The organism is Clostridium sp. AF34-10BH, from assembly GCF_003478095.1.
In the GTDB taxonomy this organism is placed as follows: Bacteria; Bacillota; Clostridia; order Lachnospirales; family Lachnospiraceae; genus Acetatifactor; species Acetatifactor acetigignens.
In genome coordinates, this window is the sequence record NZ_QUEC01000001.1 from 77,519 (window position 1) to 103,388 (window position 25,870).

Annotated in this window: 24 protein-coding genes; 19 read left to right on the top strand and 5 right to left on the bottom strand. The window is 43.4% G+C overall.

Annotation, left to right across the window (positions count from 1 at the left end; all coding sequences use genetic code 11):
* Window positions 1-16: 16 nt before the first annotated feature.
* The 6 genes from DWZ61_RS00355 (at window position 17) to DWZ61_RS00380 (ending at window position 5,932) form a co-directional block, all read left to right on the top strand.
* Window positions 17-904, top strand: coding sequence for a PfkB family carbohydrate kinase (locus DWZ61_RS00355; protein WP_118537103.1), 888 nt, complete (start codon window positions 17-19; stop codon window positions 902-904).
* 31 nt (window positions 905-935) lie between these two features.
* Window positions 936-2,306: an extracellular solute-binding protein gene (locus tag DWZ61_RS00360; protein WP_118537104.1), complete on the top strand. Its 1,371-nt coding sequence runs from the start codon at window positions 936-938 to the stop codon at window positions 2,304-2,306.
* Between the two features lie 26 nt (window positions 2,307-2,332).
* Window positions 2,333-3,211: a sugar ABC transporter permease gene (locus DWZ61_RS00365; protein WP_118537105.1), complete on the top strand. Its 879-nt coding sequence runs from the start codon at window positions 2,333-2,335 to the stop codon at window positions 3,209-3,211.
* Window positions 3,212-3,220: 9 nt separating this feature from the next.
* The gene (locus DWZ61_RS00370; RefSeq protein WP_118537106.1) at window positions 3,221-4,060 is read left to right on the top strand and encodes a carbohydrate ABC transporter permease; all 840 of its coding nucleotides are present in this window, start codon (window positions 3,221-3,223) and stop codon (window positions 4,058-4,060) included.
* A gap of 25 nt (window positions 4,061-4,085) precedes the next feature.
* On the top strand, window positions 4,086-5,054 hold the full coding sequence (locus DWZ61_RS00375; protein ID WP_118537107.1) for an SIS domain-containing protein: 969 nt from the start codon (window positions 4,086-4,088) through the stop codon (window positions 5,052-5,054).
* Between the two features lie 131 nt (window positions 5,055-5,185).
* A complete protein-coding gene (locus DWZ61_RS00380; RefSeq protein WP_182426957.1) occupies window positions 5,186-5,932 on the top strand; it encodes a GntR family transcriptional regulator in 747 nt (248 codons plus the stop codon).
* A gap of 473 nt (window positions 5,933-6,405) precedes the next feature.
* On the opposite strand, the gene DWZ61_RS20005 is transcribed toward DWZ61_RS00380, so the two are convergent.
* The gene (locus DWZ61_RS20005; protein WP_243026321.1) at window positions 6,406-6,792 is read right to left on the bottom strand and encodes a transposase; all 387 of its coding nucleotides are present in this window, start codon (window positions 6,790-6,792) and stop codon (window positions 6,406-6,408) included.
* Between the two features lie 35 nt (window positions 6,793-6,827).
* Between DWZ61_RS20005 and DWZ61_RS00390 the strand changes: the two genes are divergently transcribed.
* From DWZ61_RS00390 to DWZ61_RS00415, 5 genes are all read left to right on the top strand, one after another.
* Window positions 6,828-7,385: a DUF4366 domain-containing protein gene (locus DWZ61_RS00390; protein WP_243026322.1), complete on the top strand. Its 558-nt coding sequence runs from the start codon at window positions 6,828-6,830 to the stop codon at window positions 7,383-7,385.
* 151 nt (window positions 7,386-7,536) lie between these two features.
* A complete protein-coding gene (locus tag DWZ61_RS00395; protein ID WP_118537109.1) occupies window positions 7,537-8,769 on the top strand; it encodes an ATP-binding protein in 1,233 nt (410 codons plus the stop codon).
* Window positions 8,770-9,149: 380 nt separating this feature from the next.
* The gene (locus DWZ61_RS00400) at window positions 9,150-10,868 is read left to right on the top strand and encodes a glycoside hydrolase family 13 protein (protein ID WP_118537110.1); all 1,719 of its coding nucleotides are present in this window, start codon (window positions 9,150-9,152) and stop codon (window positions 10,866-10,868) included.
* Window positions 10,869-10,930: 62 nt separating this feature from the next.
* Window positions 10,931-11,794, top strand: coding sequence for a YitT family protein (locus DWZ61_RS00405; protein ID WP_118537111.1), 864 nt, complete (start codon window positions 10,931-10,933; stop codon window positions 11,792-11,794).
* 205 nt (window positions 11,795-11,999) lie between these two features.
* Window positions 12,000-13,280: a glycoside hydrolase family 3 N-terminal domain-containing protein gene (locus tag DWZ61_RS00415; RefSeq protein ID WP_118537113.1), complete on the top strand. Its 1,281-nt coding sequence runs from the start codon at window positions 12,000-12,002 to the stop codon at window positions 13,278-13,280.
* Window positions 13,281-13,333: 53 nt separating this feature from the next.
* Here DWZ61_RS00415 and DWZ61_RS20015 read toward each other — a convergent pair whose 3' ends face one another.
* Window positions 13,334-13,669 carry a nucleotidyl transferase AbiEii/AbiGii toxin family protein gene (locus DWZ61_RS20015; protein WP_243026323.1) on the bottom strand — a complete coding sequence of 112 codons (336 nt, stop codon included), beginning with the start codon at window positions 13,667-13,669 and terminating at the stop codon, window positions 13,334-13,336.
* A 333-nt stretch (window positions 13,670-14,002) separates the two neighbouring features.
* Here DWZ61_RS20015 and DWZ61_RS00425 point away from each other — a divergent pair, with 333 nt between their 5' ends.
* The 3 genes from DWZ61_RS00425 to DWZ61_RS00435 are packed head-to-tail and all read left to right on the top strand — an operon-like array spanning window position 14,003 to window position 15,597.
* Complete coding sequence (locus tag DWZ61_RS00425) at window positions 14,003-14,272, top strand: autorepressor SdpR family transcription factor (RefSeq protein ID WP_118537241.1); 270 nt, start codon at window positions 14,003-14,005, stop codon at window positions 14,270-14,272.
* Complete coding sequence (locus tag DWZ61_RS00430) at window positions 14,269-14,919, top strand: SdpI family protein (protein ID WP_118537114.1); 651 nt, start codon at window positions 14,269-14,271, stop codon at window positions 14,917-14,919. The genes DWZ61_RS00425 and DWZ61_RS00430 overlap by 4 nt, the downstream gene beginning before the upstream one ends.
* Before the next feature lie 30 nt (window positions 14,920-14,949).
* Window positions 14,950-15,597: a GNAT family N-acetyltransferase gene (locus tag DWZ61_RS00435; protein WP_118537115.1), complete on the top strand. Its 648-nt coding sequence runs from the start codon at window positions 14,950-14,952 to the stop codon at window positions 15,595-15,597.
* Between the two features lie 9 nt (window positions 15,598-15,606).
* Here DWZ61_RS00435 and DWZ61_RS00440 read toward each other — a convergent pair whose 3' ends face one another.
* Window positions 15,607-16,377 (bottom strand): HAD family hydrolase, encoded by a 771-nt coding sequence (locus tag DWZ61_RS00440; protein WP_118537116.1) that lies wholly within the window; start codon window positions 16,375-16,377, stop codon window positions 15,607-15,609.
* A gap of 270 nt (window positions 16,378-16,647) precedes the next feature.
* On the opposite strand from DWZ61_RS00440, the gene DWZ61_RS00445 reads away from it, so the two are divergent.
* Window positions 16,648-17,640 carry a Fic family protein gene (locus DWZ61_RS00445; protein ID WP_118537117.1) on the top strand — a complete coding sequence of 331 codons (993 nt, stop codon included), beginning with the start codon at window positions 16,648-16,650 and terminating at the stop codon, window positions 17,638-17,640.
* A gap of 191 nt (window positions 17,641-17,831) precedes the next feature.
* Window positions 17,832-19,391, top strand: coding sequence for a hypothetical protein (locus tag DWZ61_RS00450; RefSeq protein ID WP_118537118.1), 1,560 nt, complete (start codon window positions 17,832-17,834; stop codon window positions 19,389-19,391).
* A gap of 5 nt (window positions 19,392-19,396) precedes the next feature.
* Here DWZ61_RS00450 and DWZ61_RS00455 read toward each other — a convergent pair whose 3' ends face one another.
* Complete coding sequence (locus tag DWZ61_RS00455) at window positions 19,397-22,024, bottom strand: cation-translocating P-type ATPase (RefSeq protein WP_118537119.1); 2,628 nt, start codon at window positions 22,022-22,024, stop codon at window positions 19,397-19,399.
* 355 nt (window positions 22,025-22,379) lie between these two features.
* On the opposite strand from DWZ61_RS00455, the gene DWZ61_RS00460 reads away from it, so the two are divergent.
* Together DWZ61_RS00460 and DWZ61_RS00465 are read left to right on the top strand one after the other, a co-directional pair.
* Entirely contained in the window at window positions 22,380-23,006 is a 627-nt protein-coding gene (locus tag DWZ61_RS00460) for a lactate utilization protein (RefSeq protein ID WP_118537120.1), read from the top strand.
* 20 nt (window positions 23,007-23,026) lie between these two features.
* Window positions 23,027-23,566, top strand: a complete 540-nt coding sequence (locus DWZ61_RS00465) for a prolyl-tRNA synthetase associated domain-containing protein (protein WP_118503063.1) — start codon at window positions 23,027-23,029, stop codon at window positions 23,564-23,566.
* Between the two features lie 95 nt (window positions 23,567-23,661).
* Here the strand turns inward: DWZ61_RS00465 and DWZ61_RS00470 are convergent, their stop codons facing one another.
* Entirely contained in the window at window positions 23,662-24,738 is a 1,077-nt protein-coding gene (locus tag DWZ61_RS00470) for a glycoside hydrolase family 88 protein (RefSeq protein WP_118537121.1), read from the bottom strand.
* 150 nt (window positions 24,739-24,888) lie between these two features.
* Between DWZ61_RS00470 and DWZ61_RS00475 the strand changes: the two genes are divergently transcribed.
* Entirely contained in the window at window positions 24,889-25,731 is an 843-nt protein-coding gene (locus tag DWZ61_RS00475) for an AraC family transcriptional regulator (protein WP_118537122.1), read from the top strand.
* The last annotated feature ends 139 nt before the right edge of the window (window positions 25,732-25,870 follow it).

Below are 25,870 nucleotides of genomic sequence, written 5' to 3' on the forward strand. Positions count from 1 at the left end.
TTAGGAGGGATAAAAATTGGTAAAGATCGCATGTCTTGGACAGAATAACGTGGATCTGTATTTGGATCACCAGATAGGTTATCCGGGAGGCTGTGATTTTAATGACTGCCGGTTTGCGAGAATGCTGGGGGCGGAAGCGGTTATGATTACAGTATTTGGAAATGACGCTTATGCAAGACATAACCAGAAAGTGATGGATTTCTATGAAATCGATTATTCCAGGAGCCGCTATTACGAAGGGGAGACACCGAACGCCATAATTAAAATCGTTGATGGTGACAGAGTGTTTTTCGGACATAATCACGGCGGTGTAAACGGAAAACATCCCGTTGTATTAGAAAAAGAAGATATTGCCTATTTGAACGACGTGGATTTGGTGATTTCCAGTAAAGGGTCCAAGATGAAACCGGAGGAGTTTCAGAAGTTATATGATGCGGGAATACCTATAGCCTATGATTTTTCCAATAACTCTCCACAGGAAAATATAGAGAAGATTACCCCGTTATGTAAGTTCGCGTTTTTGTCTGCAGGTTCAATGGAAGATGGGGAAACGGAGAGCCTGATGAAAGAGCGGCATCGGATGGGAGCACAATATGTTCTTGCCAGCCGGGGGGAGAAGCCGGCAGTTCTTTATGACGGAGATAAATTTTATTATCAGCCGTCTATGCCTGTGAGGGTAGTAGATACTTTGGGGGCTGGGGATTCCTTTTTTACTGCTTTTTTGATAGCTTTTCTGTATCGTTTTCCCGACGGAGAGAAGATAGAACAAGAAGGGCTGCAGGATTGCATGAGGCAGGGAGCTGTGTTTGCAGCCAGAAATTGTACCATATATGGAGCGGCCGGAGATGGAATTCCGTTTCAGGAAGAACATACGCAGCAGAAAGATTTTATTCCTAGAACATGAGAAGGATTTTTATAATTGAAAGGAGATTAACATGAGAAAAAAAATAGCGGCTTTATTAGCAGCAAGTATTGTATTGGGGGCGTTGGCAGGCTGTTCGGGAAGCCAGGGGGGTGCACAGGCGACAACAGCGGCAGAAACCACTGCGGCATCAACAACTTCAGCAGGAGAAAGCAAATCAGCTGAAAATTCAGACAGCAAAGAGAAGGTTGTGCTGAACTGGCTTCACCGTTATCCGGAAGAGAGGTATGTGAATTATTTCCAAAGTCTTGCAGACGGATATATGGCAGAACACCCCAACGTTCAGATCAATGTGGAAGTGGTAGGAGATGTTGCCATGAAAGATAAGCTGAAGGTCATGGTAGGCGGCGGGGAGATTCCTGACATCTTTTATTCCTGGCCGGGAGAGTTTGCCGGACAGTTTGCCAGGAACGGAAAAGTGCTGGATCTGACACCTTATATTGAAGCGGATACAGAATGGAAAGACAGTATTTCTTCTGTTTTCTGGGATTATGTGGACATGTATGATATGCATGTAGGCGTACCCTTCCGTTTCAGCCTGTCTGTTATGGAGTATAATAAGGCTATCTTTGAAGAGTGTGGGATAGAAGTGCCGGAGACTTTCTCTGAATTGAAAGAGGTATGTCAGGTATTGAAGGACCATGGATATATTCCCATTGCCTTTGGCGATAACCCGAACTGGCCGACAGCACATTATCTGACCCAGATGTTTCCGCAGTATGTAGGATCAGAGGTATATGCCAATGACTGCAATCCGGCTACAGGAGAGTGGACGGATCCGGGTTATGTAGAAGCGATTCAGGCTTTGCAGGAACTGGTACAATCAGGATGTTTTAATGACAATATTAATTCTTTGTCCTATGACCAGGCAACATTATTATTCTATGAGAAGAAGGCGGCCATGTTGTACGGCGGTTCTATGGCCATGGAAAAAGCGGCTGTGGAATTAGGCGACGATAATCTTGGATGGATGAAATTCCCTGTAGCAGATAATGGGAAGGGTACTCTTAATACCGTATGCGGCGGCTGTGATTTGTTCTTGGTATCAGCAGAAACGAAACATCCCGATGAGGCTGTGGATTTTCTGAAATACATCACGAATAAGCAGAATCAGATGGAACTGGCAAAACAGACAGGACTTCAGCCTGTTGCCAAAGACACGATTACAAATGAAACTGCACACAAGACGATAGTAGAATTTAATGATTATACATTTGAGGAAAGTGATGGAATTACTACTTGGCTGGATACGGCTCCGGAGTCAAGAGTAAAAGAGAAATTCCTGGAAAACCTTCAGTTGATCATTGATGGAAAAGATGCCAGTGAGATTATGAAAGAGATTCAGGATGTAGCTGCGCAGGTTCGCGAAGAATATGCAAATTAAAAGTTCTCTTGAGGGAAAGGAGTTATATGGTAAAACATAGAAAACGAACGATTATACTATTCCTTTTGCCTGCATTTACATTGATCATATTATTTGTGTATGTGCCGATCCTGATGAATTTTTATTATGCTTTGTTTCAGTGGAGTGCATTTTCGGCAACAAAACAGTTTGTGGGGACCAAAAACCTGATTCGTTTGTTTACAGATCCTACCATAAGGATTTGCATTAAAAATAACCTGATCTATGCGGTGTTTTCCATAACGTTTCAGGTGGGTTTGGCCCTGGTTTTAGCAGCTGTTTTGGAGGATAAACTGTTCAGGGGGAGTCAGCCGTTTTTCAGGACCGTTTATTTCCTCCCGTCCTTGATCTCTGTGACTGTAGTAGGATTGCTATGGCAGATGATTTACAGTCCTGTCTTCGGATTTTTAAATCCTATGCTGAAAGCAGCAGGTCTTTCCTTTTGGGCTAAAGATTGGCTGGGAAGCCAAAGTCTGGCGATTTATGCAGTTACTATGGTTTCCCAGTGGCAGTACACAGGTTACACGATGGTACTATTTATCGTTGCTTTACAGAAGATTCCTGAAGACCTTTATGAGGCAGCGACTATTGATGGTGCAGGCAGATTAAAAAGATTTTTTCACATTACAATTCCTCAGGCAAAAGGGATGATTATTGTAAATATGGTAATTACCATTATCGGCTCTTTTAAGGTTTTTGATGAAATTTATGTAATGACCAGCGGCGGCCCCGGAGTGGCAAGCCAGGTTTTGGGAAGCTATCTTTATAAAACTGCATTTTCTACAGATGAGATGGGATATGCGTCTGCTATCGCGACTTTGGTATTTATCATTACATTTCTGTTATCTATAATGCAGTTGAAACTATCTAACATTGACACGGAATAGGGGGCTGCTATGAAAAAGATAAAAAAGAATTCCGAGAAAGTAGCCTTCAGTATTGTAATGATCATATTGCTGCTGATCGCGGCGATTGAACTGGTTCCCTTTTTGTGGATGTTCATGAGCGGATTTAAGTCAAACTCAGAACTTTTGCTGGATCCGTTCGCTTTTCCGGAAACGTGGCTGGTGAACAATTACCAGAGGGCCTGGGTTAACGGGATCGGAAAGTATCTGCTGAACAGTATTTGGGTAACTGGGGTTTCAACGGTTTTGACTCTGGTATTCAGTATTTTAGCAGCTTACCCCATAGCAAGGATCAAATTTAAGTATTCAAAAGCGGCTCTTATCTTTGTGATGAGCGGTTTGATGCTGGCGCCTATGGTTGCAATGATTCCGCTTTATAAGATTTTGATCGGAACCCATCTTTACGATACGTATTGGGCTATGATCATCCCTTATGTGGCATTTCGTCTGCCTTTTACGATCTTTCTTATCTGGTCGTTTTTTATCGGAATACCAAAGGATATAGAAGAATCGGCTATTATTGACGGGTGCTCTCCAGCAGGGGTATTGTGGAGGATTTTCGTACCGCTGTCAAAGCCAATTATATCAGCGGCCGGAATGCTGGCGGTAAGGACTTTTTGGAATGAATTAATGTTCGCCCTTTGTTTTACTCAAAATGCGAAATTAAAGACAGTGCCGGTAGGACTTTTATCTTTGAAAAGTTCCATGGAGACGGAGTGGCCGGTTTTAATCGCCGGATTGGCATTGTCCTGTGTGCCTGTTGTTATCGTATATCTTCTGTTCCAGAAACAATTAATAAGAGATATGACATCAGGCGGCGTAAAAGGATAGACAGGAAGATTGGAGGATAAGGAAAATGACTATTCAAGAGATTGTGACACGGATCAGAAAGGATTACCCGGATATAAACAGCGTGTTTTTTGTAGGATGCGGTGCTTCTCAGTCCGACTTGTATCCCGCGAAATATTTTCTTGCAAGAAATGCAAAAAGACTTAGAACGGAATTAATTGTAGCAAATGAATTCAATTATGATCCTCCGGTGACCGCGGGAAAGGAGAGTATCGTTATCACCTGTTCATTGGGAGGGGCGACTCCTGAAACCGTAGAGGCGGCAAAGAAGGCCAGGAAGATGGGGGCGCCTGTAATATGTCTTTCTAATGATGCGGATTCCCCGTTGGTTAAGAATTCTGATTATGCTATTGTCCATGGATTTTACGAAAGTTACTCTGCTAAGATGGAAAAACTAACTAAATGCCTGGAACTGGCAGCAGAGATATTAAACCAGTATGAAGGCTATGAGGATTATGGGGATATGATGGAAGGAACGAAAAAAATATACGGCCTCATTGAGGATTCGATTCCGTATGCAAAACCTCTTGCCAAGAAATTTGCCGAGGAACATAAAGACGAGAAGATTATTTATATTATGAGTTCGGGTCCTACTCAGCAGATAGCATACAGTTTTTCCAGCTTCTTCTTAATGGAGATGCAATGGCTCAGTTCGGCATCATTTAATGCCGGTGAATATTTCCATGGGCCGTTTGAGATGACGGATAAAGATGTTCCCTTTATGCTCTTTATGAATGACGGAAATACAAGGCCTATGGACACCCGGGCACTGGCGTTTTTAAAACGTATGGGGGCCAAGGTAACGGTTGTGGATGCGAAAGATTATGGTCTGGCAAATGTGATTCCGGCCAAGGTAAAAGATTATTTCAACCCTATTTTGATTGATGGTATCTTAAGGGTATATGCGGAAGCAATTGCAGAAGCAAGAAAACATCCCCTGACCCAAAGAAGATATATGTGGAAATTAGAGTATTAATATTTTAGAAGAGGCAGTCGCAAGAAATTTGTGACTGCCCCTTATGATATATTGATGGTTAATTAGAAAATATCTAGCGATATTTTCTATAATATGGTATTGTATAAGAGTAGAACATGAGGAGGAATATCATGAGAGAAAGTTTAGAGGTTAATTCCCAATCTCCTCTTTACTCACAATTAGCGGATGCGATTCTTAATGCAATTAAAGCTGGTGAATTTAAAAGTGGAGATAAAATTCCTTCAGAAGAAGAACTGAGGAAAATGTATGGGTTAAGCAGGGTGACAGTAAGAACGGCGATCGACAGCCTGGTAGAAAAGAATATTCTTATAAAAAAACAGGGAAAGGGTACGTTTGTCACAGTACCTGCTTTAGAAAGCAATGCGCAGGAACTCCTGGGATTTACAGATATATTTTCAAAACATGGGTATGATCTAAAAAAAGAGATACTCTCTGTTATGGTTATTCCGGCGCCTGTTTCCTGTGTCCAGGATTTTAAAATACAGCCTAATGACAATGTAATAGAAGTAAGAAGAATTTTGCTGATAAAAGAAATTCGGACAATTTTGGAGACGATATATTTTCCTGTAAGTTTCAGTTTTATTCTTCAGGAAGATCTGACCCAGTCTCTGTACGGTATCCTGCATAAACATGGTATTTATCCTACTATGGCTAAGAAAAAGATCGATATCTGTTATGCAACAGCGGAGGAGGCAAAACTGTTGGATATAAAGCCCCAAAAGGCTCTGTTCTTGTGTACCGATTTTGTCAATGACCAGGAAGGTAACTGCATACATAAGAGCCGTCAGCTTATTCGAAGTGATATCTATAAATTGACAGTATATTCAACCAATGTGGATTTGGAAATGCGTAGCTGAAAACATGGTAACAAAAAATAAGAGCAGGTTATATGGCCAATGTCATTAAGTTAAGGTGGATGTAAACTAAAAAAATTTAAAAAAGAGGTTGAAGATTTTTCCTTCATCCTCTTTTCTGCTTTTTGAGACAACACAAATAGACAGACTTTCATCTGCCAAAAAAGGTATTCATTTATACCGTTTTATGCTACTCTATAGAGGAAGCCATGATAAATTTTGGGCGTAAGGTTACGTTCCTTATGCCTGCCGGGTCTGACGGGCACAAGATTTTTTGCAACGATGGCTTCTAAACAGGGTGATGTTGTTTTATCTTGATAGAACAATCTACACATATGTACCGCTATGGAAAAATTGGCTTTATAAGTATTATTTTCTTTGCTTCTTTTTAATGGCTACGTGCGAGGTAATCATTTCTGCAAAGTTATACATTATCAGTCATGCATAGATTTCCTGATAGATACACATCACCTTTTTTAATGGAAATCCAATAAGCCTATCGTATATTTCAAATCTCTAAAAGATGTTTCTATTCCCCAACGGGCTGCATATAGTGTTTTTAGCTTGTCTGGTGTGTACTCGGATGAATTCAGATTTGTTAATACAGTCTCATATAAGTCATCCGATATCTTAAACCTAACGATTCTAAAATGAAGCTCGTAAAAGTGTATTGGATCATGCTTCCTTAGTTTGGTATCCAGAAAATCAAACGGAGTGCTATGCGGAATAAACTTATAATGGTTCTTTTCTTTTAGGTAGAGTTCTTTCATTTCGTTTGTCTGCTTTCTGGATAGTTTTAAAGAAATATCAACATCAAACTCATTGCTGTCCGGAAGTGATAATCCATTTTTTATTCCATTCACACCATCCTTAATGCGTATAAGAAATGAGTGCGTTCATGCAGAACATGGACACGGACACAAGCGAACCTGCCCTTACCCCTGACGGTAATCTGACTCTGGTTGACGATGTTGGTTCACCTACGAAAAGTGGAAAGCAATTCATTACTGCCGTTACCAAAAGCGGAAACTACTTCTATATCATCATTGACCGTGATGATAAGGGCGAGGAAACCGTGCATTTTTTGAATCAGGTGGATGAAGCCGACCTGCTAAAGCTGATGGACGAGGAGGAAGTTGCAGAGGTCACTAAGCCGGTTGAAGAAACAAAGCCAGAAGTGGTTGAAACGGTTCCTGAAATTACAGAACCGACACCGGAGGAAAAGCCGAAATCCACGAATATGCTCCCAGCACTTCTTACTCTGATTGTGCTTGCCTGTGGCGGTGGATTCTTCGTATTCAAGAAAGTCCAGGAAAAGAAGAAGGCACAGGAAGCGGCAAAGCCTGATCCGGATGCTGATTATGTGGACGATGACGAGGACTATGGATACGATCCGGAGTTTGAGGACGATGATGCAGATAGCTCCGTTGATGAAGATGATAATGAACCTGTGTAAACAGAATAGGCTTGATGCCTGGGGCAATCTTCGGATTGCCTTTACATAGTTTCCACTTTCAAAAAATAAAAAAATTTATGTTTTTGAAAGCGGCATCTTGCATATGTTATTAGCAGACAGTATAATAAGTACAGCGAAGCGGTTTCGAGAAATGAAAAAACTTCAATTTTTGAAAGCGGGTGACTATATGAAAACAATCACGAGAGCAAAATATCTCGATAGAATCATTGAACTGAATGGTACTCCTGACATCAAGATCATCACGGGCATTCGTCGATCCGGTAAGTCCAAGCTGATGCAGGCGTATATTGCGTATTTGAAAAGCAATTTTGAGAACATCAATATTATCTTCATTGACTTCATGGATTTGGCGTATGAAGAAATCAAGGAATACCATGCCTTACACGCTTATGTGGAAGAACATTATCAGGAAAGTAAAACGAACTACCTGTTTGTAGACGAGGTTCAGATGTGTCCCAAGTTTGAGTTGGCAATCAACAGCCTGTACTCTAAGGGAAAATACGACATTTATGTAACCGGCTCCAATGCTTTCCTGTTGAGTGCGGATCTGGCAACTCTGTTTACCGGACGCTATATTGAAATTCATGTGTTTCCCTTCAGCTTCCAAGAATATTGCCAATATTATGATGATGTTAGTGATAAAGATAAGCTCTTTGATAATTACGCTATCAAGGGCGGTTTAGCAGGTTCTTACGCTTACAGAACCGAAAAAGACAGAACAAACTATATCAAAGAGGTCTACGAAACGATTGTTACAAGAGATTTGGTGCAGAAATATGCGCTCCCGGACACTTTGGTTTTACAGCGTCTGAGCGAGTTCCTTATGGATAATATCAGCAACCTGACTTCTCCGAATAAGGTCAGTCAGCTACTGACAGCAAATGAGACTCCGACCAATCACGTAACCATCGGCAAGTACATTAAGTATTTGTGCAATGCTTTTGTATTTTATGATATTAAGAGATACGACATCCGAGGCAAGAAATACCTTGAAAGCTCTGAAAAGTTCTATCTTTGTGACAGTGGTATTCGATATGCAATACTGGGAAGCAGAAATATGGATTACGGCAGAGTATATGAAAACATCGTTTGCATCGAGCTTCTTCGCCGTGGATATGATGTCTATGTCGGCAAGCTCTATCAAAAGGAGATCGACTTTGTTGCTCAGAGAGGCAGCGAGAAGATTTATATTCAGGTCAGCGACAACATTTCCGGGCAGGAAACATTTGAGAGAGAATGCTCTCCTCTGCTTCAGATCCGAGATGCTTATCCGAAAATGATTATTGCCAGAACCAAACATCCAAAATATAGTTATGAAGGAATCGAAATCCATGATATAGCCGATTGGTTGCTACAAGAATAAACAAGGCGAAATATCTCCGTCATTCTCTTTTGAAATGATGGAGATATTTTATGTTGATGGAGATTCAGGGCCAGGAAACTGTGTCAGATTGCAAAAATCCTTTGCCTGTGGCTGAACATAGTGTAACGCATACAGCTGAAACTCAATAACATATTCCCAAAATTATAAGATATAACTGATAAAATCAATATTTCTGTAAATTTCGACAGTTACGAACACAAATTTCCAGAGGAGAATGCGCAATGAAATCCTCCGTTGCCCCAACGGAACAGGCAGAAACGGTGACCTTTTTATCGTTTTGTGACTTGTGCAGCATAATAAAAAGGAATTATAATCAAGAAGGAAAAAACGCTTTTTTCGAGCGATAGAAAGGAAAAAATATGGAATATTCGGCAATTCTTCATGATATGGATAAAAGATTCTGCTATGCAATCGATAAGGATTTATTCGTGATACGTGTGCAGGTAAAAAAAGATGATATAAAAGAGATCATTCTCCATTATGAGGACAAGTACATACCATTGGAATGGAAGGATACGCGAAAGAGGATTCCGATGAAGAAGGTTGCCACATCACAGTTTCATGACTATTATGAGGCACAGCTTCAGATGCATTTGATATGTCTCCGCTATTATTTTGAATTTACGGATATGCAGGGAGAAAAGGTATATTACGGCAACTATGAGTTTAGCAGGGAATGCATTACAAACAGGGACAGAATGTTCGACTGTCCGCAAAACCTTCGTGAGGAAGAAATGTTTGAGGTGCCGGAGTGGGCAGCAAACAAGGTCGTGTATCAGATTTTTCCATCTCGCTTTGCAGCATCACAGCCAATAGACAAGGAACTGTGGTATAAAGCACCCATCACATCTAAGGATAATCTGCATGGTGATCTCAGAGGAATTATGGATCATTTGGATCATATTCAGAAGCTGGGAATAGATGTTATGTATTTAACACCTATTTTTAAATCGGATTCCAGCCATAAATATGATACCACTGATTATTATCAGATTGATCCTTCCTTCGGAACAACAGAGGATCTTAAGGAGCTGGTGCAAAAAGCGCATGAGTGTGGAATGAAAGTAGTGATGGATGCGGTATTCAACCATACAGGAAGAAATTTTTTTGCATTTAAGGATATTATAGAAAAAGAAGAAAAATCCAGATATCTGGACTGGTATTTTATCGAGAGATTTCCACTGAAGGGTGAAAAAGGAGAAACTCCTAACTTCAAATGTTTTGGTTATTATGATGGAATGCCAAAGTTAAATCTGAAAAATCCGGAGGTGGAAAAATTCGTTACAGATGTTGCATGTTATTGGATTAAGGAATGCGATATCGATGGATGGAGAATGGATGTAGGTGACGAAATCAGTCATTTCTTCTGGAAGCGCTTTAGAAAGGCTGTTAAGGCAGTAAAAAAGGAGCTGCTGATCATTGGGGAAATCTGGCATTATGCAGGAGATTTTCTTGAGGGAGATGAATGGGATACGGTCATGAATTATCCGTTTTACCTGAATCTCATAGATCTGCTTGCAGATGAAAAAATCAATGTCAGCCAGTTTATACAGAATCTTGGATATTTGAAGGGGCGCTTAAACAAAAAATGCTATCCTCTCATGTGGAATCTGATCGACAGCCATGATACAGCAAGATTTTTACATCTATGTAAGGATAATAAGAAAAAGCAGCATTTGGCAGCAGCTTTTCAATTGTTATTACCGGGAATGCCTATGATTTATTACGGAGATGAATTTGCGATGCCCGGAGCAAATGATCCGGATTGCAGACGTGGTATGTACTGGGATGAAGAATACCAGGATAAAGAGATGTTTGAATGGTATAAGCAGCTGCTGAAGGTGCGAAAAAACCATGCATGTATCGTAGAGGGTGAACCGTTGGAAATAGCTGCAAGGGACGGGGAAGAGACGATCGTCCTGACCAGAAAAAATGACGAAGAGACACTTGCTTTGATCTTCAACTGCAGCAGCAGCGCAAGAATGTTTAATGAGTATGCGCAAAAATATGATTTACTTAGAGAGAATCCCTTTGATGGAAAAATAGAGGGACTTGATGCCGCTGTAATAGTACTCTAAGAATAATAAGATGAGAAGAGTATAGAAACAAATTAAAATATATCGTTGGAGAAAATGTTATTATGAAGAAAAAAATAAATTATGCAGAAATAATGAAGGAGACAGGGATCCTGACTGTGGCGGTGGCCATCATCGCGGCAGCAGTCTACTTTTTCCTGGTGCCAAGTCACGCGTCGGTCAGCAGTATTTCCGGTCTCGGCATTGTGCTGTCTAACTTTATACCACTTCCACTGTCGGTCATTACGATGATCATGAATGTAGTGCTTCTGCTCATCGGCTTTGCCACCTGCGGGAAAGAATTCGGGGTAAAGACGGTGTACACCAGTGTGATGCTGCCGGTATTCTTAGGACTTTTCGAGATGCTGTTTCCGAATTTCGGTTCCATGACAGACAGTCAGGAGCTGGACGTGCTTTGCTATATTCTGGTGGTCAGCGTGGGACTGAGCATTCTGTTTAACCGGAATGCGTCTTCCGGAGGATTGGATATTGTGGCGAAGATCATGAACAAATATCTGCATATGGAACTGGGCAAGGCCATGTCTCTGTCCGGGATGTGTGTGGCGTTGTCCGCAGCGTTGGTATATGATAAGAAAACTGTGGTGCTGAGTATCCTGGGTACCTATTTCAACGGAATCATTCTGGATCATTTTATTTTTGACAATAATATCAAGCGGCGTGTCTGCATTATTACGAAGAAAGAGGAAGAACTGCGCCAGTTTATTACAAGAGATCTGCACAGCGGTGCCACGATCTATGAAGCCATCGGTGCCTATCATTTTGAAAAACACAACGAGATCATCACCATTGTGGACAAAAGCGAGTACCAGAAGTTAATGAAATTTATCAATGAACTGGATCCCAAGGCGTTTATTACCGTATATAATGTATCGAGTATGAAGTATCAGCCGAAGACCGGGGCCTTTTGACCCTGACTTTGATGCCTACGGATTGTTCCGTGCTACGTACTCTCACAATCCTCCCCTCTATTCGCATATCGTGGGATTATCATCCCACTTTTATGCTCATATCGGGGCGGGGCATAAGGTCTTTCACCCACTTATGAGCAAGCTCATGTGGGCTTAGACCTTTTGACCCTGGCATCTTAATAATATGGTTATGGAGAAATGCGAAATGAAAAAGGTACGGAATATCGCAGTGATCGTTTTATCTGTCATATGTGTTGGAATTCTGGTTTTTTTGTTATGGAATTTAAGAAGTACAGAGGAGTCTGCACAGGAAATAATACCGGAAGTTCAGCCGGAGCCTATGTCGGAACAGAGTGTATCGGATTCTGATGTGAGCGGCAACAGCGCAGAGAACAGTGCAGATCTTACGGAATTGCCGGAGAAGGAAGAAAGTGAACCGGTGGAAACGGAAGATCCTGTAGAGCAGAGGGCAGAAGAACTCCTGGCAGGAATGACCTTAGAGGAAAAAGTCGGACAGATGTTCATCGCCCGGTGCCCGGAGACGGATGCAGCATCCAAGGTGACACAGTATCATCTCGGCGGATATATCTTATTTGCACGGGATTTTACCGGTAAAACAAAAGAGGAAGTAACGGCAGCCATTCAAAGCTATCAGAATGCTGCAAAAGTGCCTCTGCTGATCGGTGTGGATGAGGAAGGCGGCACGGTAAACCGAGTCAGCAAAAATGCGAACTTACGGGAAACGCCTTTTGCCTCTCCTCAGGAACTGTATGCGCAGGGCGGATGGGATCTTATTCGGAGCGACACACAGGAAAAATGTCAATTACTGCAGAACCTGGGAATTAATCTGAATTTTGCTCCGGTATGCGATGTATCACAGGATACAAATGATTTTATATATGCCCGCAGTTTCGGACAGGATGCAGAACAGACGGCGGTCTATGTGCAAACGGTGGTCGGTGTCATGTCCGAAGAGCACATGGGGAGTGTATTAAAACATTTCCCGGGATATGGCAATAACTCCGATACGCACACCGGTGTTGCTTATGATGAACGTCCTTATGAAACATTTGTAAATTCTGACTTTCTGCCGTTTCAGGCAGGAATCGATGCCGGAGCCGATATGGTACTGGTATCCCACAATGTGGTTTCCTGCATGGATGATCAGGAGCCGGCCTCCATATCTCTGCCGGTGCATAATATTTTGCGTAATGAATTAGGGTTTGACGGCGTGATCATTACCGATGATCTGGTCATGGAAGGAGTAAGGCAGTTCGCCGGGGATGCGGAGATTGCCGTAAGGGCGGTACAGGCAGGAAACGATATGCTGTGCTGCACCGATTTTGAAGTACAGGTACCCGCAGTCATTAAGGCGGTCGAAACCGGTGAGATTACCGAGGAACGTCTCAACGAATCGGTTCTGCGTATTTTGAAAATGAAAATAAAGCTGGGCATCATTGCGGATTATCAGAATTTTTCCCAATAAATTCTGTATAAATATTGTGGATATTCAGCAGTTCACAGATAGCAAGAAGCTTGTTAGGAATAAAAAGTAATTATGTAAAGAGAATTGATCTCGTTCTCTAATTGGTGAACTGATTCCATAATAGTATTGAAGCTTGGAATATCGCCATATAACATATCTTTCATAGCTTCATAATCATTGATGAGGGCTGGAAAGCGGTATTTCGGTGGAATCAGCTTTAAGGTGCCGGGAATTGCTTCCGGATATTTAGCCCATGCTCTTGGATAAAATTTCATTTTGAAATCAACTACTGTTTTCAGAAGATCTATGTGAGAGAAAGCAACATCTTTTACAGGGGTCTGGGCCATTCTATAAAGATCATAGTAATGTCTGGAATATCGTTGTGGCATGAATTTCAGTATTTTTCTGCTCAAAGATTTTTGGGTAGTATACAGCTGTATACGGTTCAATGCTTGCAATTTTAGCAGGTGTCCAGGCTGCTAATGCACCGATTTCCAGGCGGATTACCTGTAGGGTAGAAGGATTTGTGAACAGATTTGGATAAGCGAAAATAACAGTCTGTTTGTCATTCTCATCTATGTAAATATTAGCGTCACACCCCAGTTGAATAAAGATGTTTCGGAAGACACAACTATTTCAAAAATATTTTAAATACCTGTGGACAAGCAAAAGGGAGTATGCTATATTCTATTTAAAGATAATTTTAAATGGGTAAGAAGATTATGAAAGAAACAAATATTTTTAAAGTATTGGCGGATCAACAACGGAGAGAGATTCTGATAATGCTAAAAGATGGCCGATTAAATGCCGGGGAGATTGCCGAAAAATTACAAGTCACACCGGCTGCTTTGTCTTACCACTTAAAACTGTTAAAAAGCGCCGACTTAGTATCCGAATATAAGGAAAAAAACTTTATATTTTACGAAATCAATACGACAGTTTTTGATGAATTAATTCTATGGATTAACCAGTTTGGAGGAGCAAAGGGATGAAAAAAATCATGTGGATTGTTGCGGTGCTACCAGTGGTGGTTGCAAGTATGATGTTACAGGTGATACCGGATATGATACCGCATAAAATCGGAATTTTTATTTTTCCGATAGTTATTTTGTGTGTTACATTCTTTTGGCACCTTTTAATTGGTACATTCGAAAAAAAGACCGTGAAAGCAAGTACGGATAAAGAACGTATGGAAGCAAATTCCTCCGCAAGGGTACTATGCGTGGTAGGACTATCGCAGGCTATCATGTTTGGAATTATGAATTATTGTATCCTTTATTCCTCTTGTGTGCAGGAAAATGTGAATGGTTCAAAGGTAACAGTTGATATTGCAAGGATTTCCTGCATCTTATGTGGAATTATTTTTGTTGTAGTAGGAAATTATATGACAAAGGCAAAGCGAAATACGGTAGTTGGGTTTCGAACGGCCTGGAGTATGTATAATGATAATACATGGAGAAAAAGTAACCGTTTTGGAGCCATCAGTATTGTTGTTGCAGGAGTATTGACCATTATTACGGCTGCATTTGCCAATGGAATAACCAGTACAATTTTATTATTGGTGTATTTATTATCAGCAACGATTATTGCAATATTATACTCGAAAAAGGTCTATGACCAAGAAAAAAGAGAAGTTTGAGGTTGCACTTATATGGGAGAATGATTATTTATGAAAACAAAAAGATTAGTATTAAGAAAATGGACAGAGGCAGACGCAGAGAGTTTATATGAGTATGCAAAAGATTCGGAAGTCGGCCCTATCGCAGGATGGCCACCCCACAAGTCCGTAGAGGAAAGCCTCGATGTGATCAGAAATGTATTCAATGGTCCGGAGTGCTATGCCATCTGTGAAAAAGAGAATGGGAAGGCAATCGGTGCCATTGAACTGAAATTGAAGGGCCACACGGATATGACAGACCGTGAGGACGAGTGTGAACTGGGCTATTGGCTGGGACAGCCATTTTGGGGAAAAGGGTACATGCCGGAGGCCGCAAAGGAAATTCTGCGCCATGGATTCGAAGAACTTGGGATGAACACCATATGGTGCGGATATTATGAGGGAAATCAAAAATCCAAAAGAGTGCAGGAAAAGGTCGGTTTCGTGTACCATCATACCTGCGAAAATGTTCCCGTGCCTTTACTGAAGGAAGTAAGAACTGGTCATACAAATGTAATGACAAAAGCGCACTGGGAGGAAATAAAAGAGAGCAAAATATATAAGAATGGTCTGTCGGCAGAGCAGATAGCCTCCGCCACAGACAAATCGCTGGAAGAAGTAACAGAGATTATTGCTGGGAAAATATCCGCACAGGTATAGAAAATAAAATTATTTCAGGAAAGTCTGCAGTACTTCTTCCGGCCGGGGAGTGTGCTGCGGATATTTTTCTCTCAACGGACCGGCAGCTCCGTCCATAATATAAGGATGTCCCACGATATCTAGCATGGATACGTCGTTATAATTGTCACCGAATGCCATGACATCTGTAAGGTCAATACCAAGGATCCTGCAGATAGAGGTGACACCGATGCCTTTGTTGGCAAGGGTGGTATCGATCCAGTAAGGTCCCGCCACTGCGCAGTTCGCCTGCTCCCAGCGGGGGACGAAGCGATCAGCATAAGCCGCTACGCCTTCATGGAGATATACAGAGACCTTTACGATATCCTCCGGAATTTCGGAAGGATCCTGAATGACCTGATAGTTGTTGCCAATAAACTTTATTCTGTCCAGCATTCCCAGCCCACGTTCCATCAGATAAGCCGTATTCTGTCCGGAGAGCATGACTTCGCCCTGCCCGTCACTCCGGCTCCACAGATCTTCTGCAATCTCTTCCGCCAGGGCACGGGGCATGGGATTTTTCGCAATGCACAGCTCGTCCTTGTAGATCACGCCACCGTTTTCACATAAGAAAATACAGCAATCCGCCACCGGAGCGAACAGCTTCCGCAGACTGGTATACTGTCTTCCAGACGCCGGGCAAAACAGGATCCCCCGGTCATGAAGTGCCCGGATCTGGTCAAAAATCTCGCCTTCCAATTCTTTTTTTCCATATTGTAAAAGTGTACCATCGAGGTCACTGCAGACTAATCTGATTCCCATAGTCGGAATTCCTTTCTCTCAGAACAATAATTTTGAATAGTTACAATAGTATATCATAAATTATACATGAATACTTATTTTTATTTAATAGCTGCTTTTCTAGATTACTACAAGAAATGTTGTAAAAAATGCGGAAATATGCAAAAGTATATGTAAAAAAAATGCGGAAAGGAGAAAGAAAATGTTTAAGCGAAAAATAAAAAGATTGCTAATGATATCCAAAACGAGTAAGATAGTAAGCAAGATAATAAGCAAGATGGAGTGACATAAATGGGAAAATATGAACCGCCATATACGATCTCAAATAAAATGTTGGAGCTTGTTTCTTCTATATCTGAAAAAGTAGGTAAAATAAGCAGTCACAGAGAATTAGAGGCAAGACCGCATTTAAGGAAAAACAACCGGATCCGATCCATTCATTCTTCCTTAAAAATAGAAGCAAATTCTTTGTCTCTGGCTGAAGTGAGAGATGTCATCAATGGTCATCTTGTATTGGGAGATCAAAAGGAAATACAAGAGGTGAAAAATGCATATGCTGCATATGAAAAAATCTCGGAAATAAATCCCAAAAGCATGTCAGATCTGATAAAAATCCATGGAATAATGACCTATAGAACAGTAGAGGAATCCGGCGTATTCAGAAAAGGGGAAGAGGGTGTCTTTTCCGGAGATCAGTGTATTTTTGTGGCACCGCCGCCGAATATGGTAAATGAACTGATGAAGGATTTATTTTCATGGGTTAAAAGCAGTGAAGGGACAATACATCCGCTTATTGTGTCAGCTGTTTTTCATTACGAATTTGTGTTTATACATCCTTTTGCAGACGGAAATGGAAGAATGGCCAGATTATGGCATACGGTAATGCTATATCGTTGGAGAAATGTGTTTGAATATATTCCGTTGGAAAGTCAGATTGAAAGATTCCAGGCAGAATATTATGATGCAATAGCAAAATGTCATGTGAATGGAAATTCAGATGTATTTATAGAATTTATGTTGAGTATGATAGATCAGGTATTAGATGAGGTTATCATACAGGTAAATAAGACAAATGAAAGTATGTCAGAATATGTAAAACGGATGCTGGAAGTAATGGAGTACGATGTCCCCTATACCGCTAATGCGATCATGGAGGCACTGCATCTGAAATCCAAGGAAACATTTCGAAAAAATTATATCAAGCCGGCCATAGAGTTGGGACTAATAAAAATGACATTGCCGGAAAAGCCAAATAGTAAAAATCAGAGATATGTAAAACAATAATTCTTGATCTAAAGCTGGCTTTAGGTGTTACAATGTCTTCAGAGTGATTTTCAGCATTTTAAAAAGAAAAGGTGCCGATACCGAAAAGCATGGTGTCGGCACTTTTTGGGCTTTTTTGGGCTTTACTTTGCCAGATTCGTTAGATATGATAAAGATAGAAAATGCATTTACCGGCTATAGGGGGAGGGCGTATGTACAAAAGAAAGCTTCACAAAGAAATAAGCAGCGGATTATTGGTATTGATCGTGGCATTTTCTCTGACAGGCTGCGGCAGCAGTAGGGACGCTTTGGAAATCTCTGATACCGAATCTGCTCAGGCAGAAGGAATCAGTCAGGAAACCGCTACAGCCACTCCAGCCACCTCACAGACAATCCCGGAGACGACAACGGAACCTGAGCCGGAGAAACTTACCTGCCAGACCGGACTATACCAGGAGAAAACCCTGGCGGATCAGGTCTCGGTCAATGCTGCCCGGGAACTGCCGGAAGGAGAATATGGGGTGCTGTCATATTCTTATGACGAGTCGGTCAGTGTCTGGGGCAACGGTGCAGAAGACTGTCTGGTGATCCATGACGGCGACGAGGAATACCGGGTGGAGATTCCCTGGCAAAACATGTATTTGGCACCTCCTGCGGTAGAAGCCGCGGATTATGACGGGGATGGCGACAAGGAGTACTATATTTCTACCATACAGGGGACAGGAACTGGCGTCCATGTGGAAGGACTGTATTATGTAGATGTACAGAAAGGAACCCCGAAGGTCTCCGAATATACAAATGTGGTTGAAGATTTTGAAAGACGGATCCTTGCGGCGGATACGCTGGATGAACAGTTCCATACACTTCATGTGGATTTTCTGGATAAAAACGGAAAGATAGATGCTCAGAAGAGTATTGATCTGGATCAGACCCGTCTGTTGCAGAAACTGGAAGGATACACTTATAAAAGCATCGGTGTGGGGGCGCAGATCCGGTATGATTTTCGTGGAGGACAGCCCTTTGCAAATGTAGGGGTTGGCATAAATATGAACGAGATGGCGGACCTGGTTTATGAGACTGGCTTTAATATAACGGCACCGGTATCCATGCAAAAAGATGGTAATTTTTCTCTGGGAGATTTTTCGGTACAAAAAACATATTCTCGTTATTTGGAAGAGGAGAATATCGACAAAGAAGAACCGGATATGACAGAAGTCTATACCGGATATTATGATCTGACCCATAACGGTTACAAGGAAAAGATTGTAACGAAGGTTCATTTGGAGGAAGAAAACGAAAATCTCACAGAAGCATTGCGGAAGGCCGGAAACTGGGGAACGGTAGCGGTCTACGAATATCTGGGAGATGGACAATATGGAATCATTCCTCTGTGGTCGCAGGAATTCGCCATTGCCCATGCGGGGAACGTACAGATATTCCTCACACAAAAGGATGGTTACGATTATCTGGTAACGACAAGCCTTTGGTCGGGGCAGGGTGTCTGCTATTATGACTATAATGTACTGTCTCCCGTGAACTATTCCTTTGACAGATATCATAATGAGCTGAAAGGGGCAGATCACTACGACCCGCAGTTTTTCACAGGGCTGGAAAGCTGGCTGAAGGAGGATTCCCTCCTGCTTGTGGCAACAGATATTGATATGCCGCAGGGGCAGGAGGTCATTCTGACGACCGACGAAGAGACACATTATGCAGAAGAATATCTGATGGTAAAAAAGGAAAGATTGCAGTCTGTGGAAGATATTGATTAAACCAATTATCTATGCCGGATAATTTTCATTATCTGTATCAGCACTGTCGGCATGAAAGCGAGCCCTACGATCTGACCGAGTGCTGTCATAGGCAGATCGGCTACGCTGAATACACTGTGCAGTCCCGGGATGAAGATTACCAGTGCCAGTAAAGAGACTCCCGCAGTGAAAGCATAGAGGCTATATCGGTTCGAGGTCAGTCCCAGCCGGAAGATGGATTCGCTGCCACGGCAGTTAAAACCATGGAACAATCTGGCCAGTGTCAGTGTGGCAAAAGCTATAGTGGAGGCCATAGCCGAACTGACGGTCAGTCCGATGTGATAAGCTGTCATGGAGGCTGCTGCGATCAGCAGACCCTGTGTTATCATCGTAATCATAAAGCCTCTGGTGAGGATTCCTTCGCGTGGATTCCTGGGCTTTTCCTTCAGAAGGTCGTCATCTGCCGGTTCCATGCCGATTGCCAGGGCCGGAAGAGAATCGGTCAGCAGGTTGATGAACAGCAGATGTACGGGTGTAAAAGGTACAGGAAGTCCCATCAGGGATGTGTATAATACGGCTAAGATACCGGCGGTATTACCGGACAGCAGGAACAAAATGGCATTTTTGATATTTCTGTATACATTACGCCCGTTTGCCACTGCCTTGATGATCGTTGCGAAATTATCATCCGACAGAATCATGTCCGCAGCATCCTTGGATACCTCGGTTCCGGTAATTCCCATAGCGACACCGATGTCTGCCTTTTTCAATGCAGGAGCATCATTCACACCGTCTCCTGTCATAGAAACAATATTACCTCTGCGCTGCCATGCCTCGACAATCCGGATTTTGTTCTCGGGAGATACTCTGGCATAGACGGAGATTTGTGCGATCTGTTCCTCCAGTTCGCTGTCGCTCATGGCATCCAGCTCCGCACCTGTCAGTGCAAGGTCTCCTTCTTCGTATATTCCGATCCGGCGGGCAATTGCCACTGCTGTTACCTTATGATCACCGGTGATCATGACCGGACGGATGCCGGCTCTCTTGGAAGCTGCAACGGCAGCCGCAGATTCCTCTCTGGGAGGATCTACCATAGAGATCAGACCCAGGAAGGTATAGCCATACTCCGCATGGATGTCGAGATTTTCCTCCGATTCCTTGTAAGCAAAAGACAATACACGCAGGCCATTTTCTGAAAAAAGCTGATTCTGCATACGGATCTTGTCTTTTTCAGCTTCCGTCATAGGACGGATACCGTCGCTGCAGCGCACATAGTCACAGCGGTCTAAGAGAACATCCACAGCACCTTTGGTGAGGATCGTGGGTACACCATGCAGCATATATTTCGTACTCATCAGCTTTCTGTCGGAATCAAAAGGCACTTCCTCAAGGCGTTGCATGTTCTGCCTGAGGATATCTTCATGCATATTTGCTTCTTTCAAAATAGAAGATGTATCCGCTTCAATCCTTCGGAACATTTCTAAAAGCGCGTATTCTGTAGGGTCACCGATGCCTTTGTCATCGACGATGCTCGAATCATTGTTGAGGACTGCGTCGTAGAGCAGATAGCGATGAGTCTGATTCAAAAGGTCAAGCTGGTCCGGCTCGTATAACCGGTCTTCTATATAGATCTGCTGCACCGTCATTTTATTCTGTGTCAGTGTTCCGGTCTTATCAGAGCAGATAACAGAGACACAGCCCAGACTTTCCACAGCCTTAAGATTCTTGATGATTGCATTTTCCTTTGCCATTTTCTGTGTACCAAAGGCTTGCACTATGGTCACAATGGAGCTCAGTGCCTCAGGGATCGCAGCAACAGCCAGTGCCACTGCAAACATCATGGAATCCAACAGCGTCATCCGGCGATAGATACACAGGCAGAATACGACAGCACATATGATCAGGATCAGTATGGCAAGTCTGCTGCTGAACTTGTCCAGGCTCTCTTGCAGCGGTGTCTTGCGCTCTTTGGCTGCATTCATCAGCCCAGCGATCTTACCCAGCTCCGTCTCCATGCCGGTAGCAGTCACCAGCATCTCGGCGCGTCCGTAGGTGACCAGACTTCCGGAATAGACCATATTTGCCCGGTCAGCAAGTGCCACATCACCCTCTATAACGGCATCTGTTTTCTCTACATTGGCAGACTCGCCTGTCAGAGAGCTTTCATTGGCCTGCAGCGAATAGCTGTGCAGGATACGGCCATCGGCCACGATCATGTCACCCGCTTCCAATACGATCATGTCTCCCGGCACAATATCCTTCGATGGAATTTCCCGTTTCACACCGTCTCTTATGACTTTTGCACTGGGCGAAGATAGCTGCCTGAGACTATCCAGAGAACGCTGGGCTTTTACATGCTGCAGGGTACCCAGGATAGCGTTGATCACCAGTACCAGCAGGATTACAATGGTACTCTCCGTATTGCCGGAAAACATGGAGATCGCTGCCGCAATGATCAGGATTACTACCAGCAGATCAGCAAACTGACTGATAAATACTTCCGGTATACTTTTGCGCCTGCTCTCCTGCAGGATATTTTCACCCTTTTCCAGGCGAAGCTCCTCCGCGCGGGCAGTGGTAAGCCCCTGTTCTGTCACCTGATATTTTTCCAGGAGTTCTTTTACAGAAATATTCCAGATGTTTTTTTGTGTCATATACAAATCCTCCTTCTTAAATAATGTACCCGGATCCTTTGTTTATCACGCAAAAAAAGACTTTTACTGCATGATAAACATACAATAAAAGTCTCGTTCCATTTCTGTAGACGTGTACTGCCCGGTTAGCGACTGCCTGTGGCTTCACTAACGTGATGACGACCAACACAACACCGGTTACCCGATGTGAACTACTCCCTAATATTGGAAATATCCTAGCATATGCGAAAAGTATTGTCAAATATTTCTATTGGTTGCTATACACGAAATTGTTTTTTTGATAAAATAGGACCAATAAGAAATCGTCCCACAGGAATAAAGTTTGCAGATTACGGAAAGGCAGGAAGGTTAAGAGATGAACGAAATGATCAGAAAAAGAAATGAACAGCTGGCCAAGACAGTGATCAAGGGATTACAGTCCCGCAACATGTCGGGCTACTACGCAGAGGATAAAGAAGCCGCGCTGAAACAGGCACTGGAGCTGATCCCGGAGGGAAGCACCATCGCTATGGGTGGATGCATGAGCGCCGGAGAGATCGGACTGACCTCCGCTCTGGAAGCAGGCAATTACCACTATATCGATCGCTCTAAGATGGATGCCAGAGCAGGACTGATGGCAGCATACGATGCGGATATCTTCCTCTCCAGTGCCAATGCCATCACCAGCGACGGTGTCATGGTCAATATCGACGGCAATTCCAACCGTGTCTCCTGCATAGCCCAGGGACCGAGGAAAGTAATCTTCATCGTCGGCATGAACAAGGTCTGCGCAGACTTAGACAGCGCCATGAAGCGTGCGAGAAACGTGGCTGCACCTATCAACGCCCAGAGATTCGACATCAAGACTCCCTGCAAAGAAACCGGAAAATGCTTCGACTGCAAGTCTCCGGATACCATCTGCTGTCAGTTCCTGATCACGAGATATTCCAGACATACGGACAGGATCCATGTGATCCTCGTAAACGACACCATTGGTTATTAGACAATAAAGGGGAAAAGACAATGACATTAGTATTACAAAAAGGAAGACCTGTCGATACCACAGGCAGACTGGACAAAGAGATACGCACCTATGACCTGCTGGATAGCTTAGGTGTGGAATATGACCGTGTGGATCACGCTCCGGCGATGACCATGGAGGACTGTAAGGAAGTGGATGAGATCCTGGAGTCCATAGTCTGTAAGAATCTGTTTCTGTGCAACCGTCAGGAGACCGCCTTTTATCTGCTGATGATCCCGGATACCAAGGTGTTCCATACCAAGGATCTGTCGGCACAGATCGGCTCGGCGAGGCTTTCTTTTGCCAAGCCGGAATACATGGAGAAATTCCTGGATATCACCCCCGGCTCTGTCAGTGTACTCGGTCTGATGAACGATAAGGAACATCAGGTGAAGCTGTTGATCGATGAAGAGGTGCTGGACAGCGAATATTTCGGATGCCACCCCTGCATCAATACCTCCAGCCTCCGCATGCGGACGGCGGATCTGATCGAAAAGGTGCTTCCCGCCATGGGACATGATTTTGTAAAAGTAAAGCTGTAAAAAGTAATAATATAAGCAGATCTGCCCGCCGCCGGAATCCCGGCAGCGAGGATCTGTAAGCCTGATTTTGCATGGCTCTGAATAGTTACAAGATATTAAAATACCTGTTCGCACTCTTCACACATCAGAAGGAAGGCGCCGACCCCGTGCAGGTCGTTGGCGGATACGGGACGGTGGATATAGTGGTCATAATCACCGACACCGGTTCCGATGCAGACATTACCGATAATGAGGTCATCACCTTCCCAGGTCAGGGAGCGGATCACACCCTCATAACCCTTGCGGGCATATTCCAGATAAGATGCATCCAGCAGACCTTTGCGGATCGCTTTGCACAGAGCCGCTACATACAGGCAGCTGCAGGAATTCTCCAGCCAGTTGGCGGGATCATCGCCACGGTTGACCACCTGATACCATCTGCCGTCTTCAGACTGGAATGCGAGCAGAGACTTTAACAGATCCACTGCCATTTTTTCCAGTTTTGCTCTGTCCGGATGATCGGCGGGAATGAAATCCAGTTCGTCCAGGAGGGCTACAGGCACCCATCCCATAGCTCTGCCCCAGAACTCGGGGGAGCAGCCGGTCTCCTTATCAGCCCATTCTACTTTCCTGTCATAGGACCAGGCATGATACAGCAGACCGGTTTTGGGGTCACGGGTATGTTTCTGCATGGTCAGAGCCTGGAAGATAACCTCATTAAAATATTCGGGGTGATCAAATTCTGCACCATACTGTGCCCGCAGGGGACCTTCCATGTACAGACCATCCAGCCACATTTCTTCCGGCAGATCAGCCTTGTGGAAATAGCCGCCTTCGGGAGTGGTGGGATAATGATCAATGGCAGCCATCAGAGAATTCAGGGCTTTCTTATATCTGGCATCACCGGTACGATGATAGAGAGGGTATAACAGAATACCCGGCTGCATATCATCAAACTGCCCCATATCAGCCTGCTTGATCACTCCACCTCCGGTGATCACAGCATCGATCCAGGACTTGATGTAATCGAAATATTTTTCCTCCTTGCAAAGTTCATAGCTTTTGTACATTCCGGACAGGAATACGCCCTGATGATAGTGGAATCTTCCTTCGGGCGGAAGCTTGGGGGCTTCCCATTTGCGCATCATGGTATCCATGGATGCTTTTGCGTAATCTAAAGGTCTTTTCTCCATAAGTTCTCCTTCCCATATACTTCACATAGCACAAGATTTATTATATAATTACATTATAATCGTTTATTTTGGATAATGTTTAACATATCTTGCGATAGTGAAAAGTAATAATATGAATCTTGCCGGAATCTTTTCCGGGAAAGGAAACAGATGCTTCGTACGATTTTTGATCCCTATTCGGATCTGTTTTTGGAATACATAGAGACCTCTAAGAAAAATGACATGCAGACCAATCATTACCACGATACCTACGAATTGTTTTTTGTGGTGAAAGGAGTGCGATACATCTTTCTGGATGGTGTCTGTCATGTGCTGAATCCGGGTGACATCATCCTGATCAAGCCTTACCAGACCCATTATATGCAGAGCCTGTCCTCGGATTTCTATGCCCGGTATGTTCTGAACTTTGCACCGGATTATCTGGATGAAATGTTAAAGCCTGCGGAAAAACAGCGGTTTTTGGAGGTCCTGCAGAATGATATTCTGCATCTGACACCGGAACAATCCGGAGAACTGGCAGAGGTCTTCGAACGATTGCGGAAATATTATAACCGCCACGATGCTGTGGCCGAGAAATTAAAGCAAAACTATTGTCTGGAACTGCTGCTACTGTGCAGAGACTACTATACGAGGCAGGAGCGGACACAGATGCCGGAGCTCTCCGCAGCTCCCAGACAGGAGATTCTGGATGCCATCGCCTATATCAATGCCCATTATGCGGAAAAAATAGATCTGGAGACCATCGCATCCCAGATCCATTTAAGTAAATACTATTTTTGCCGTATTTTCCGCGAGGTGACCGGAGCCACCGTTCTGGAATACCTTACCAATGTCCGGCTGACCAGAGCCGGAAGACTTCTGGTGGAGTCTTCTCTGGCGATCCAGGAGATCGCGCAGAAGACCGGATTTGCGTCATTGGTGCATTTTTCCAGAACCTACCGCAATGCTTATGGTGTCAGTCCCAGTGATACCAGACGCCGGCGAAAGGCGTAGAAGCTACTAAATCCCACAGGCGAGACATGCTGACATTTGTGACGCAAAAAGTCAAATCATCCACAAATTGATTTCTCGTTGAGAGTCTTATATAATAAAGTCGAGGTCAAAGGCCCCCGGCTTTGATGCCTACGTGCTA